This is a genomic window from Martinezella sp. CNPSo 3890, from assembly GCF_057784455.1.
This window is the reverse complement of sequence record NZ_JBXSOR010000001.1, coordinates 1,054,601-1,069,206: the sequence shown is the minus strand read 5'-3', so window position 1 is coordinate 1,069,206 and position 14,606 is coordinate 1,054,601. Positions and strand designations below refer to the sequence as shown.

Annotated in this window: 9 protein-coding genes; 2 read left to right on the top strand and 7 right to left on the bottom strand. The window is 59.2% G+C overall.

Going from position 1 to position 14,606, the window contains the following annotated elements:
• Positions 1-3: 3 nt before the first annotated feature.
• The 3 genes from AC13RC_RS05245 to AC13RC_RS05235 all read right to left on the bottom strand — a co-directional run bounded on the left by AC13RC_RS05245 (position 4) and on the right by AC13RC_RS05235 (position 5,861).
• Entirely contained in the window at positions 4-2,766 is a 2,763-nt protein-coding gene (locus AC13RC_RS05245; protein ID WP_488556642.1) for an SPOR domain-containing protein, read from the bottom strand.
• A 61-nt stretch (positions 2,767-2,827) separates the two neighbouring features.
• Positions 2,828-4,588, bottom strand: coding sequence for an arginine--tRNA ligase (gene argS / locus AC13RC_RS05240; RefSeq protein WP_152094229.1), 1,761 nt, complete (start codon positions 4,586-4,588; stop codon positions 2,828-2,830).
• A gap of 55 nt (positions 4,589-4,643) precedes the next feature.
• Complete coding sequence (locus AC13RC_RS05235) at positions 4,644-5,861, bottom strand: deoxyguanosinetriphosphate triphosphohydrolase (protein WP_488556641.1); 1,218 nt, start codon at positions 5,859-5,861, stop codon at positions 4,644-4,646.
• Positions 5,862-6,171: 310 nt separating this feature from the next.
• Between AC13RC_RS05235 and erpA the strand changes: the two genes are divergently transcribed.
• Positions 6,172-6,504, top strand: a complete 333-nt coding sequence (erpA, locus tag AC13RC_RS05230) for an iron-sulfur cluster insertion protein ErpA (RefSeq protein ID WP_113333492.1) — start codon at positions 6,172-6,174, stop codon at positions 6,502-6,504.
• Between the two features lie 128 nt (positions 6,505-6,632).
• On the top strand, positions 6,633-7,424 hold the full coding sequence (xth, locus tag AC13RC_RS05225) for an exodeoxyribonuclease III (RefSeq protein ID WP_488556640.1): 792 nt from the start codon (positions 6,633-6,635) through the stop codon (positions 7,422-7,424).
• A gap of 63 nt (positions 7,425-7,487) precedes the next feature.
• Here xth and exoR read toward each other — a convergent pair whose 3' ends face one another.
• The 4 genes from exoR to AC13RC_RS05205 form a co-directional block, all read right to left on the bottom strand.
• Positions 7,488-8,291 carry an exopolysaccharide production regulator ExoR gene (gene exoR, locus AC13RC_RS05220; RefSeq protein ID WP_069611965.1) on the bottom strand — a complete coding sequence of 268 codons (804 nt, stop codon included), beginning with the start codon at positions 8,289-8,291 and terminating at the stop codon, positions 7,488-7,490.
• 683 nt (positions 8,292-8,974) lie between these two features.
• On the bottom strand, positions 8,975-10,234 hold the full coding sequence (locus AC13RC_RS05215) for an OmpP1/FadL family transporter (RefSeq protein WP_145320243.1): 1,260 nt from the start codon (positions 10,232-10,234) through the stop codon (positions 8,975-8,977).
• Positions 10,235-10,705: 471 nt separating this feature from the next.
• Positions 10,706-13,549, bottom strand: a complete 2,844-nt coding sequence (locus AC13RC_RS05210; RefSeq protein ID WP_488556639.1) for a valine--tRNA ligase — start codon at positions 13,547-13,549, stop codon at positions 10,706-10,708.
• A 122-nt stretch (positions 13,550-13,671) separates the two neighbouring features.
• On the bottom strand, positions 13,672-14,544 hold the full coding sequence (locus tag AC13RC_RS05205; protein WP_113352687.1) for a DUF2497 domain-containing protein: 873 nt from the start codon (positions 14,542-14,544) through the stop codon (positions 13,672-13,674).
• Positions 14,545-14,606: the final 62 nt, after the last annotated feature.

Here is a 14,606-nt window from a genome sequence, read left to right as displayed (position 1 = left end):
TGATTACTTCGAGATCAGGCAGGTGCCGCCGGCTGCGCGATAGCGGGTGCAGATGGCCGCGGCCTCATCCTTCGAGCCGGCGACGACGCGGACGCGATAGTAGGTGCCCTTGCCGGCGATGTCGGCCTTGCGGATCTCCAGCGGATGATTGCCGATGATGCTGGCGAACTTGACCTTGAGGTTCGCCTGCGACTTCTGCGCGTCGGCTTCGGTCGGCAGGGATGCGATCTGCACGCCGTAAGCGCCGCCGCCCGCGGCAGAGGTCGCAGCCGGGGCTGCCGCCGGGCTAGCCGATGCGACCTGCTTCGGCTGAACCTTGGGCTGAGCTTGGGCTTCCTGGGCCGGGGCAGCCGTATTGGCCTTGGCGGCAGGTTCGGGGCGTGCCGTCGGCACCGGGTTCGTCTTGACGACGCGGATCGGCGTGCTCTCAGCGCTGGCAGCATCGGTATTATCCGACTGGGCCGCTGCCGGGGCATTTGCCGGAGACGGGCGCGAATTGGTCGATGCGACCTGATTGTTCGCCGGCTTGGCGGCTGCGGTCGTCGTATCGGCAACCGGCTCGTCACGCGGAACCAGCGAGCCATCAGGCTTGACGATCATCGTGCGCACCTTGCGCGGAGAGACTGATGGCACCTGATCGTCATTGTTGGCGGCGACGTTGGTGTTTCCACCATTCTGGTTCGGCAGCAGGCGCGGATCTTCGGTTTCACCGACCGGCGTCGACGTCACCTGATCGCCATCGCTGTCGTCAGGCGATACCGCCTCGGGAATCAGCGTCTTCTGGACGACATCAACCGGCTGCTCGTTGGAGGAGACAAGCTCCTTCTGCTTCGGCGCCGCCGTACTATCGCCAGCGACGCGATCGTAGACGGCCTTGTCCTGATTCGGAACGACGGTGCCACCCGGATTTTCCGGAGCGACCTTGATCGGATCGCTATCGGCCGCAATCACGCGCGGCTCTCCGGAGAAGCTGGAGATCGGCGCGCCGTGACGGACCCAGCTGTAGGCGCCATAGGCACCGACGCCAAGAACAACGATGACGGCTGCAGTCGTGACCATGCCGCGCACGGAGCGGACCGGGCGACGGTTGGCCGCGGGGTTCAACGTCATCCTGGCGACGTTCTCGACAGGCGTAGCCGCCTCGCGATAGCTGCGGCGGAAGTCTTCTTCCAGCGCACGCTCGAACTCGTCGAACTCCTCGATCGGCTGCTTTGCGACGGGCGCAGCAGGCTGGGCTGCCGCATTCTTGGACCAGGAAGCGGCGGCGGCAGCACCGCCAAGTGCGGCAACGGCCGGCTTGATCGGCTCGGGTGCGGCTTCTTTGGCAGGCGTACCGAGCAGGCTCGCCATTTCCGAATCGAGATCGAAATCAAATTCCGGCGGAACAGCGATCGGCTCCTCCGGCTCGATCACCGGCAGATGAGGAACGTGCGAACCCTCGAAGGTCTCGACACGATCCTCCGTCTCGGAGATTTCCGTGGGATCGAACGGCAAAGGCTGGTCGGCCTCAAATACGGGCGCTGCCGTGGTTGCGGCATGAGCAACATTTGCGGCAGGCGCAGCCGGAGCCGGTGCGGGTCGCATCGGCTGCGGCGCTGCGGCGGCAATCACCGGAGCGGCGGGGCCTGGAGCGACCGGCGTTGCGCGGGAAAGGATCGGCTCTGCGATCGGAGCGGCCGGAGCCGGCCGATGAGCAGCGGGAGACTTTTCGGCTTCAGCGAAATCGAGGCCGGCAAGTTCCATTTCGATATCGGCCAAATCGAATTCAAAGTCCTGACCGGCAAAAGGATCCTCCGCACCGAAGGTAATCGGCTTCGGCTCTTCATGCCGTGCGGCTGCCACGGGAGCGGCGGGCAACTCTGCAGGCTCAGAAAACGGCGCACTGAAATTGCCGAAATCCGGCTCCTCCTTCGCTGCAGGCGCATTGGCTCTGGATGGAACCGGATAGCGATTCACATCGGCCAGCAGAGCGTCGATCTCGGCGGAGAGCGCAGCCGGATCGGCCTTCGCGACCTTTGGCGGCTCTGGTGCCTGGAAGACGGTCGCAGCTGGCTGGGATGCAGCAGGCTGCGAGACGGCTTCCGGAGCGCGCGGAGGCTCGACAGGATCAAACGCCTCGAAATCAAGGGCATCATCGAACAGCGCTTCGTCAGACGTGGCTTTCGGCGCCGGCTGAGCAACAGCAGGCGCGACCGGCGGCGTGAACTGCTCACGCGAGGCGACGGGCGTTGCCAGGGCAAAGTTGGCAAGCGGCAACCGTATGGTGGCGGCAGCGGATTGCGGCGTCGGCTTCGACACTGGCGTAGCCGCCTGCGGCTCAACAGGCGCGGCCTTCGGCGCTGGCTGCAGAACCGGCGCGATCGACATTTCCAGCTCGTCGATCAGATCGCGAGCGCCGATCGTCGGCTTCACCGGAGCCACAGGCTGCGGCGCAAGTTCTTCGAACTTCGGCTCTTCAAACTTGGGCTCGGCCTGCACCGGCTCAGCGGAGAGCGTAACGTCTTCATGGCTCGGCGGTGACACCTGCTCGACCGGAGCGGCGATGTCATTTGCCGGACTCATTCGCGGCGTATCGTAGCGTTCGAATTCGCGAAGAAGCTCGTCTTCCAGGTTGAAGGCCGGCTCCTGCCGTTGAGCCGCAGGAGTTGCCTGAGCAGCGGGGCGCGGCTCAAAACCCACGATACGAGCGAGTTCTGCGAGCGGATCATCATCCGCAAAGAACTCGTCGTTTCCGCTTGCGCGATACGCCAACTGTTTTTCTGCCATCACCCGTTCCACTCGCAAACACTACAGTTAATGCCAGCGCAATGTGGGTAAATGGTGACGTTTATCGCATTTCGTCCGGTGCTGCGGTCCCAGTTATACCAAGACCCGACTTCAAAACCGACGCGACAGCGTACACCAGCCCAAGTCTGGCAATGCTCAATTCTCGGTTCTTATCGTTAACAAAACGTAATTCCGGTAAATCTTTACCTTTATTCCAGTGTCCATGGAAGGAACTGGCCAGATCGTAAAGATAAAAAGCAATGCGATGCGGCTCCTGCGACTGTGCTGCAGCTTCGATGATTCGCGGGAATTCCGCAATCTTCGCAACCAACTGCAATTCAGCCGGATCGGAGATCGCGCCAATGACAGCTTTCGACAGATCAAGCGAGGCGATGTCGAGATCCGGGAAGGCTTCCTTGGCCTGACGGAACACGGACATGCAGCGGGCATGCGCATATTGCACGTAGAAGACCGGATTGTCCTTCGACTGCTCTGTAACCTTGGCGAAATCGAAATCCAGAGGCTCGGAATTCTTCCGGTAAAGCATCATGAAGCGCACCGAATCGCGACCAACTTCATCGACGACTTCGCGCAGCGTGACGAAATCGCCTGAGCGCTTCGACATCTTCACCGGCTCGCCGTTGCGGTAGAGCTTGACGAGCTGGCACAGCAGCACAGTCAGCTTCGCAGCACCGTCGGAAACGCCGCGGGCTACCGCTTCCAGCCGCTTGACGTAGCCGCCATGGTCGGCGCCGAGGATATAGATCATCTCGTTGAAGCCGCGGTCGAACTTGTTCTTGAAGTAAGCAACGTCGGCAGCAAAATAAGTATAGGAGCCGTCCGACTTGATCAGCGGGCGGTCTATATCGTCGCCCACTTCCGTCGAGCGGAAGAGCGTCTGCTCGCGATCCTCCCAATCTTCCGGCAGCTGTCCCTTCGGCGGCGGCAGCGCGCCCTTGTAGACATAGCCCTTGAAGGTCAGGTCATTGATCGCGGTGCGGATCAGTGCCGCGCCATTGGCATGCAGGGTGCGTTCGGAGAAGAAGACGTCGTGATGAACGTTCAGCGCCTCCAAATCCTCCTTGATCATCGCCATCATCGCATCGATGGCACGATCCTTGACGATCGGAAGCCACTGCTCTTCCGGCATGCCGCGCAGCTTGGTGCCGAATTCCTTGGCCAGCGCCTCCCCGACCGGAACGAGGTAATCGCCGGGATAGAGGCCAGCCGGAATTTCGCCGACCTGCTCGCCGAGCGCTTCGCGATAGCGGATGAAGACGGAGCGCGCCAGCACATCGATCTGGGAGCCGGCATCGTTGATGTAATATTCCTTCGTCACCTCATAGCCGGAGAAGGCCAGCAGGTTCGCCAGCGCATCGCCAACCACGGCGCCGCGGCAGTGACCGACATGCATCGGCCCGGTCGGATTGGCCGAAACATATTCGACATTGACCTTCTGCCCCGCGCCGAGCTTGGAGCGGCCGAACTTCTCGCCCTCGGAGATCATCGTTGCCAGCAGCTGCTGCCAGTAGCCGACCGAGAGGCGGATATTGATGAAGCCTGGACCTGCGACCGAAACCTCGGCAACGTCAGCATCTTCCTTCAGCTTGGCGACGATGATTTCGGCAAGCGCACGCGGATTCGTGCCCAGCGGCTTGGAGAGAACCATGGCCGCATTGGTGGCGACATCACCGTGGCTGGCATCGCGCGGCGGCTCTACGCCGATACGTCCGAAGTCGAGCTCAGATCGCTTTTCTCGCACAATATCAATTTGTTCGAGAGCGTTCTTAATTCTTACTTCGAAGTCGGTGAAAAGGTTCATCATATCGTCCACGCATGAGCTTCGCGAGCCGCTATCGGCCCGACGCCGCCGCTGCCTACCGCAAATCGGGAGTCTGGTCAAACAGGCGCTTGTGGGCGCTGATGGCGTAGGTGTCCGTCATGCCGGCGAGATAGTCGCCGACATGCCTTGCCTTGGGGGCAATCGCCAGGCCCTCAATATGATCGACCCAGTAATGGCTCTGCATCTCCCTGGGATTTTCCATATAGGCGCCGAAAAGGTCCGTGACGATCTGCGCCGCGCCGGCACGGATGCGCATGATGTCCGGATGACGGTAGATACGCTTGAACAGCATCTGTTTGATCAGCTTGTCGGTTTCGGCCATCTCGGGCGAGAAGGTTGCGATGATCCGTCCGGCAGCACGGATGTCAGCGACATTGCCCGGCTTGATTTCGGCGAGCGCCTGCTGCGAAACGGCGATCACGTCCTCGACCATGCGGGTGATCTGCCGGCGCATGATCTCGTTCGTGAAGCGGCTCGCCTCCAGATGCGGGTAGCGTGCCCTGACCTCGGCCATCAGCTTGGCGAGAAAGGGCACCTCCTCCAGCATATCGAAGGTCAGATAACCGGAGCGCAAGCCGTCATCGATGTCGTGCGTATTGTAAGCGATGTCATCCGCGATCGCGGCGACCTGCGCCTCCAGGCTGGCATAGGAGGCAATTTCAAGATCATGGATCTCGCAATAATCGAGGATTGGCTGCGGCACCGGACCGCGGATGCCCTTACCATCAGGCGTCATTAATGGCCCATTGTGCTTGACGAGGCCCTCAAGCGTTTCCCAGGTAAGATTGAGTCCGTCAAAATCGGCATAACGGCGCTCAAGCTTGGTGACGATGCGCAGGGATTGGGCATTGTGATCAAAGCCGCCATAGGGCAGCAGCACTTCATGAAGCGCATCCTCGCCCGTATGGCCGAAGGGTGTGTGGCCGAAATCGTGAACAAGTGCCACACCCTCCGCCAGATCCTCGTCGAGTTTCAGGGCACGCGCCAGGGCGCGGGCAATCTGGGCAACTTCGATCGTATGCGTCAATCGAGTGCGGTAATGATCGCCATCCTGAGCAATGAAGACCTGCGTCTTGTGCTTCAACCGACGGAAGGCGGTCGCATGGACGATCCGGTCGCGGTCGCGCTGGAATTCAGAGCGTGTCGGGCTCGATCCTTCATCGTAGAGCCTTCCACGCGATTCCCAGGGATTTGTCGCATAGGCTGCCTTTTCCCCATACCCGAAACCCAATGCATGCGTATCAATCGTCATTATCAATCCATTCCGGCATTTGGCTCCCGCACCGCTATCGGCGCGACAGTCGTTTCCCTGCAATCGATCCCCGGCCCTGTCCGGCAATACGGACATATGCCCGCTCTTCGTACATTCCGGCCCATTGACGCCGCTTTGCGGCCTTCATACCTATAGACAAGAAAACAGCAAAATGGTGTGTGGCTCAACCACGAAACCATAGCTGTCAACGGCCTGACTTTCATGATAAAGGCTACGGATATCAGCCGTTTGAAAGTTCGACGGCTTATTATTGGTTCTCTCCGGATCTTGACCCCGGCAGGAGGAAAATATGACTGAGGCAAGTGTTACCCTATCGGATGCTGCGGCCAAGCGAATCGCTGCTATCGTCGGCGCGGATGCCGGAAAGCGCGCTCTTCGCGTTGCCGTCGAAGGCGGCGGGTGTTCGGGTTTTTCCTATAAATTCGATCTCGTTGAAGGCCCTGAGGATGACGATATCGTCGTCGAAAAGGACAATGCGACCGTCCTGATCGATCAGCTGTCGCTGGTCTATATGGCGGGCTCGGAGATCGATTTCGTCGACAATCTTCTCGGCCAATCCTTTCAGATCAAGAATCCGAATGCAGTCGCAAGCTGCGGATGCGGCACCAGTTTCGCGATCTGATCCCTACCCTCTTTTCCACAATTTGATGACCGGCCGGGAGCCTTCGCTCCGGGCCGGTTTTCATATGGGCTGTAGTCAAGCCGATCGGCTGCGGATACAACAAGGCGAAGCAAAGGAATGAGCCGCCCATGAAAATCGCCACCTGGAACATCAACGGCGTCAAAGCGCGTATCGAGAACCTCTGCCAATGGCTGAAGGACTCGAACCCGGACATCGTCTGCCTGCAGGAAATCAAAACGGTCGACGAAGGCTTTCCACGTCTGGAGATCGAAGCGCTCGGCTATCACGTCGAGACACATGGGCAGAAAGGCTTCAATGGCGTCGCGATTCTTTCGAAGACGAAACCGGATGAGGTGAGACGCGGTTTACCCGGCGACGACAGCGACGAACAGGCCCGCTTCATCGAGGCTGTGTTCTCCGTTGAAGGACACGGCGCCCTGCGGGTCTGCTGCCTGTATCTGCCGAACGGCAATCCGGTCGATACTGAAAAATACCCCTACAAGCTCGCCTGGATGGAGCGCCTGCGCAAATTCGCCTTGGATCGCCTGGCCTTAGAGGAGCCTCTGATACTCGCCGGCGACTACAACGTCATTCCAGAGCCACATGATTGTTTCGACCCGAAGGTCTGGGAGAGCGATGCCCTTTTCCTGCCGCAGACGCGCCAGTCCTTCCGTCAGCTCGAACATCTCGGCTTTACCGATGCGGTGCGCGCGACGACGGATGCAATCAAGCTTTATTCATTCTGGGATTATCAGGCCGGCGCATGGCCGAAGAACAATGGCATTCGCATCGACCATCTGATGCTGTCACCCGAGGCTGCCGATCGCCTCACCGCAACGGCAATCGAGAAACATGTGCGCGCCTGGGAAAAACCGTCGGACCACGTGCCTGTCATCGCGCATCTTGATTTCGGGAGCTAGTCCGTCCGGCTGCAAGCACATCGCGTGGCCTGAGCAACAACAGCGTCGATAAAGCCGGTGTGATCAATCGGAGCCGGCAACGTCAAGCTGATGGGCCATGGAGACCGCAACGCGGCGGTCGTTCTCGTTGGCAACGGAGAATGCCTGCTCCTGCAGGTCTTCCATCCAGCTGCAGTCCTTCGGCTTGCACTTGTCCAGTGCCGCCGTCATGAAGGCGAGACCGCGGATGGATTGGCCTTCCTGGAACAGGATATTGCCGAAGACGGCCATGGCGCCCGGATGGCCGCTCTTGCGGGCCTGGTTCAGCCATTTCTTGGCCTGCTGAACATTGGTGGCGCCGCCCTCGCCGGACAGCATCATCTGCGCCAACTGGAACTGCGCTTCCGGAACGCCGAAGGTCGATGCCACCTGGAAATAGAGCTGCCGGGCCTGGTTGAGGTCGATCTTCACCGGACTGTTGGGAATGCCCGTCTTGTAGTAGCTCGCGAGCGCCAGCAGTGCATTGATGAAGAATCCGGTGTCTTCCGAGCCCGGTTCCACACCCTGCTGGGCGATCTCGCTATAGATCTTGAAGGCTTCGAAATCGTTCTGCGCCACGCCGTCGCCATCGGCATACATATTGGCCAAGGCCCAGCGTGAGCCGGTATGGCCTTTTTCGGCGGCATAACGATAGGCTTCGACCGCCTCTTCCTTCTGTCCGTTCTTGTAGGCCTTAAAGCCGAACTTGAAGAGATCGAACGGACCTGATTCCTTGGTGACGCCGGCATTGATATCGAATGCCTTGGCTTGACCCGCCAGCACCACCGCGGTGGCAAGGGACAGGCTGAGCATCATGACTCTCGCTGATATGAACTCGGACTTAAACATAACAGTCGATTTCTTTCGCTCCATTCGGACCTGTCACGGCACTTGCATAATCGCCGCCAGCTTCACGAATGTTTTCCCTGATGGCGCACGAGACTGGATCGTCCTTCGAAAAGGCATTTCCTGTGGCATCCAACCGATGCTGTTTGCCACAATTGCGAGCATAGCTTGCAATTATGTCCAAACCAGCATTTGCGCGGCCGCTATCGCATTCCACCATCGAAGCAGCACCTTCGTTCGCCTTCCGATGATGGAGCCCAAAGATCGGCCGGCTGACGACTTCCCTTGGCAGACAACGCGTTTTCGGCTGCGTCGGAAGCATCGCAGCTCCGATCCCGAATTGTTGCTTATGCCAAAGTGGAAGTTCACCCATCGACCGCTTACGCACTTTCTACAAGGCTTGCCCCTGTGCCCACGTAATCGCTGCTCCCCATTTGTGGCGGGAAATGGACAAATTGTAATCTGATCACGTGGCTGCAATGTCTTGAAATAGAGTGTTGCTAATTCGTCACAAAGATTTTATCGAACTTGAGATTTCTTTAACCATAAATCAGGCAAAAGGGGCGGTTTGCGTTCCGCCTTTTGCCGATCAGACAAAGAAACGTCGCGAGACTCGGAAAAGCTCGCGACGTTGATGATAAAGTGAAGGATCAGTCAACTAGCTCCTTCAATTCAATGGCTTATCGTCAGAAGCTGACTTTCACCGATGTCTGAAGAGCGGCGACCAAGTCATTGCCGAAGCTATAGGTCGCATCATTGCCGTAGACGACACCGCCGCGCGTGACCGGTCCGGATTTGCCTGATGTCATGAGGCCGAGAGCGCCGCCGAAATTGAACTGAACATGCTCTGTCGCCTTATAGGCCACACCCGCGCCGAGGGTCCATGTATCGGAGTTCATGCCATAGCCATCGCTTGTACCGCGATCCCAAGTCAGGCTGACGGCGCCGCTCCACTTGTCATTGAACTTGTGTCCAACACCGCCGGTGATCGTCCAGCCGTCCCTGTACAGCAGATCAAGCGAGGTGAGCTCTGTGGGGCCATTGGCTCTGCAGGATATGCTGCGCGTGGAGCTCGGGCAGAGCGCGATGCTCTGAAGGATGCTCCAGTTGGTCCATTTAACCGATCCGAAGGCCAGCCAATCAGGCGCGATGCCGGTCTGTACCTTCCATTCCAGGGAGTCGGGAGCATCGGCCGAGCCGAAAACAGACGTTACCTTGCCACCGAAGCCGGGGACAACAGGTGGCGGTACTTCGGTCAGGTCGACGCTGCCCTTCAGGTTGTCGTATTTGACCCGGCTGTTGTAGACGAGGCTCGTGCGGAAGGCATATTCCGGAATTTCGTAGGCGATACCCGCGCGCCAGCCCCAGCCGTGACCGTCGATGTCAAGCGAACCCATGCCGTTGTAAATGGCTGAAATCGGAGCCGGAGTGGCGTAGACGAGGCGCGACTTGTAGCCGCTGACTTCCTGATAGAAACCGCCGCCGATCAGACGCAGCTGACCCGGACCTGCATCGAACTTGTACGAGCAGGTGGCCGAATAGTTGTTCGTGCGAACCTTGACTTCGGTTTCGTTATTGGCGCCGGCCCAATTTGAACCTTCGTTGAGATGGCCACCGAAAGGCTGCGAATAGTCGGCCATGCAGTCGAGATCATCAGTGATGCCGATCTTGAAAGCGGCATAGGGAATGGCGTAATTTTCCGCCGCATCCGTCGAACGGCTACGGTTGTTGAGGTTGCCGTCAGCCGGGTTGATGTCCTTGGCGTTCTTCAGTTTACGGTCGGGCATGACGTAAGTAACGCCTGACTCGAATACATAACGGCCTTTGTCGAAAAGCAAATCAATATCATAGCCGCCACGATCAAGGCCGCCCGCAAAAGCAGCGGTGGCGAAAGACGAGCTGATAACGAGTGTAACTGCGCTCCTCAACGCAACAGAAAATGCCATTGTATCTCCCCCACATGTGCATTCAGTGGTTTGATTGTTGCGACGATCGCGTGAATTGGCAATGTGGCCCACAAGAGCACTGCCCATGTAAGAGAGTGATTGATTTACGTAAGAAAACGAACGCCGCCTCTGAAAATCCATCGGTGTAGGTAATTTTTTCTTTCGAAATAGCATTTTTAGCCCCTAATAGAATCTCATTCTTCACGGCAACAATTCTGTTACAATATGACAACAGTTTTGCTTTTCGAGCGTGCCCAGCAACTTTAGGGGTAATCTGTTTCGCCTGTGCGAAACTGACGGCTGATCCAGGGTGTTAGATCCCGTCAATCCTATCGATTCGAGAGAAATAAACGAAAAGGCACGCGGCGAACACCGCGTGCCTTTTTCGATCCCAGATCTCTACTTCCTCAAGCGAATCGCGATTTCTCAGTTTCGCTTCTTGTGCTTTTCACCTTCGATCCCACGCATGTCCTAGCCGGCCTCGCTGACGCGGGCCAGCGCCACCTTGAGGCTCGACTGCTGCCCCTCGAGCTCGCCGAGGCGCTCGCGCTCGGCGGCGACGACGTCCGGATTGGCGTTGGCAACGAACTTCTCATTCGAAAGCTTGCCGGCAATGCGGGCAATTTCCTGATCGTTCTTGGCAATCGCCTTTTCGAGGCGCGCTTTCTCGGCGGAGAGATCGATGAGGCTGCCAAGCGGCAGGCAGATCGTCGCCTCGCCGACGACGATCTGAGCGGCACCCTTCGGTGCGGTATCGGCAAGCGAAACCGCTTCCACGCGCGCCAGCCGCTTGATGGCGGCATCGTGACGGAAGAGGCGCTCGCGCGTCAGGCTATTGGCATCGACAACAACCAATGGCGCCGTCGCGGCCGGCGGCACGTTCATTTCCGAACGAACGGAGCGAATGCCGGAAACGAGATCGATCAGCCAATTGATTTCATCGGCGGCGACATTGTCGGCATAGGACGGTGCCGGCCAATCCGCATGGCAGATCAGGCCCTCACGCTCCTGCCCCTCGCCTGCCGTGTGCGCCCAGAGCTCCTCGGTCATGAAGGGCATGAACGGGTGCAAAAGCTTGTAGGTCTCTTCGAGAACATAGGCTGCGCAGGACTGAGCCTCCGCCTTGGCATTCTCGTCTTCGCCGTTGAAGATCGGCTTCAAAAGTTCGAGATACCAGTCACAGAACTGATTCCAGATGAAACGATAGAGAGCGCCTGCGGCATCATTGAAGCGGAAGCTTTCCAGCGCTTCGGTAACGTCACGCTCCGCACGCGCCAGCTCTGTCAGGATCCAGCGGTTTACGGTGAGCTCGGCCGCTTCGGGCACGAAATGCGGATCGCTCTTGGCGCCGTTCATTTCGGCAAAGCGCGTGGCGTTCCAGAGCTTGGTGCCGAAGTTGCGGTAACCGGCGATGCGGGCCGGATCGAGCTTCACGTCTCGACCCTGCGCGGCCATGATCGCCAGCGTGAAGCGCAGCGAATCGGCGCCGTACTGATCGATCAGTTCAAGCGGATCGATGACGTTGCCCTTGGACTTCGACATCTTCTGCCCGTTCTTGTCGCGGACCAGGGCGTGGACATAGACCGTGTTGAACGGCTCGACAGGCTCACCGTTCTCGTCCTTCATAAAGTGAAGGCTCATCATCATCATACGGGCAACCCAGAAGAAGATGATGTCGAAGCCCGTGACGAGGACGTTCGTCGGATAGTAGCGTGCCAGTTCCGGCGTCTCATCCGGCCAGCCGAGCGTGGAGAACGGCCAGAGCGCCGAGGAGAACCAGGTGTCGAGCACGTCTTCGTCGCGCGTCAAGATTTCGCCCGGCTTGAAGTTTTCCAGCAGATCCTCGACATAGGCCTTCATCGGCCCTTCATGCGAGAGATAGTGCTGGATCGCGGCCTGCAGCGCCTCTTCTTCAGTCTTCTCAACGAAGACCTGACCATCCGGCCCGTACCAGGCAGGGATCTGATGACCCCACCAGAGCTGACGGGAAACACACCACGGCTGAATGTTTTCCATCCAATCGTAATAGGTCTTGTCCCAGCTCTTCGGAACGAGCTTGGTTCGACCTTCACGAACCGACGCGATCGCCGGTTCGGCGAGCGTCTTGGCGTCGACATACCACTGCTCCGTCAGGCGTGGCTCGATCGGCACGCCGCCACGGTCGCCGTGCGGAACCATATGCTTGTGCGGCTCGATTTTGTCCAGCAGGCCCGATTCTTCAAAAATGCGGACGATGATCTTGCGCGCCTCGAAGCGGTCCTTACCTTCCAGCTCGTCCCAGGCTCCGTGCAGCGCTGCAGGATTGTCGAGACCTTCAAGGAAATCCTCGTTGTCCTTGATGGTGATGGTCGCTTCCGGCGTCAGAATGTTGACAACGCGCAGGCCGCGGCGCTTGCCGACTTCGAAGTCGTTGAAATCATGCGCCGGCGTCATCTTGACCGCGCCCGTTCCGGCCGTCGGATCCGGATATTCGTCGGCAACGATCGGGATACGGCGACCGACGATCGGCAGAATGACATGCTTGCCGACGAGCGGCTTGTAACGTTCGTCTTCCGGATTAACGGCGACACCGGTGTCGCCGAGCATGGTTTCGGGACGGGTGGTCGCGACGACAAGATAATCGCGCGTTTCCCATTCGGTCGGCTTGCCCTCTTCGTCGAAGGCGATCGGGTGCTGATAGGTGACGCCCGGTTCCAGCGGATAACGCAGGTACCAGAGACTACCGTTGACCTCGTGCTGCTCGACTTCGATATCCGAAATTGCGGTCAGCATCTTCGGATCCCAGTTGACCAGCCGCTTATCGCGATAGATCAGGCCTTCCTTGTAGAGCGTGACGAAGACTTCGAGAACGGCCTTGGACAGGCCCTCGTCCATGGTGAAGCGTTCGCGCGACCAGTCGCAGGACGCACCGAGGCGCTTCAGCTGGTTGAAGATCAAACCGCCCGATTCGGCCTTCCATTCCCAGATCTTCTCGATGAAGGCTTCGCGGCCCATCTTGCGGCGATCCGGCTGCTGGCGCTCGGCCAGACGACGCTCGACGACCATCTGCGTGGCGATGCCTGCATGGTCCATGCCCGGCTGCCAGAGAACATCCTTGCCGCGCATGCGCTCGAACCGCACCATGATGTCCTGCAGCGTGTTGTTCAGCGCATGCCCCATGTGCAGCGAACCGGTCACGTTCGGCGGCGGGATAACAATGGTGAAGGTTTCCGCGCCCGGCTTGGCGTTCGCACCGGCGCGAAAGGCGTCGGCCTCATCCCATTTTTGGGCGATCTTCGGTTCGACGGTGGCGGAATCATATGTTTTGTCGAGCATTTTATGACCGGATCTAGAGGACTGGGTGATGCGGGTTGTAAATAGGATGGCCGTGGGCAAGTCAATAAAAAAGCCGCCCCGGAGCCCGGAGCGGCGGATCAGCTACCCGAAGCTCAGGCTTGTCAGCGGCGCGGACCGCGGGCCACTCGTTCGATTTCTTCACGCACGAGACGTTCCACAAGGGTCGGCAAGTTGTCGTCGAGCCATTCCTGAAGCATGGGCCGGAGCATCTCTTGCGCCAGTTCATCGAGAGAACGGCGCGGGCCGCCATCGACGATGGCAGCCAGTTCTTCAAACGAGCGGGAAACCTGTGCGCCGGCGGCTTCCGACATCAGCGGCGATGCGGATACGGCCTGGGCCGATGGCGAGGATGCAGCCTCCGCTTGCACGGCAATGGTTAGTTCTGACGCCTCAAAAATCGGTGTCTCGGCAGATGCTGCGACCTGAGGCACCGCAGAGGCAGCCGTCGGCCTCTGCGCTTCCATCTCAGGTTCAACCTCGGCCACCGCCGGCATAACAGGCGGAGCGACCGGCGCGGCAACATCCGCAATGGCCTGCCTCAGGGGGGTGTCAGCGATCGGCTCGACGTGCACCTCGGCAAGGCGCGCAGCCATGGCGGGCGGCAGCTCGCGCGGCTGTGGCGGCTCACGCCCCGCATTCAGCAATGCGGCGGTATTACGCTCGGAAGCAGCACGCACACGCGCGGCAACATCGGCCAGCGACAGACCGCGGCCGCCAGCTTCCGGCTCTGCAACCGGCACCTGGGAGTTTGCCGCAACGAAACGAGGATCCTGTTCCGCTGCGCGCGCCCGATCGGCGGCAGCGAACTCTTCATCCACAGTCAATTGAATATCGTCATCACGCATGCCGGTGCCGGCGAAATGCGTCGAGGGAACCGGCTTGGCGCCTACGGGTTCGTTGCTTTCGATGATCCTACGGATCGACGCCAGAATCTCTTCCATGGACGGTTCACGCACTACATTTGGCTGAGCCATATTCATCCCCGTTTTCCCATATTCAGCGACCGGAAACCCGCACCACAAACTCGCCAGGCGGC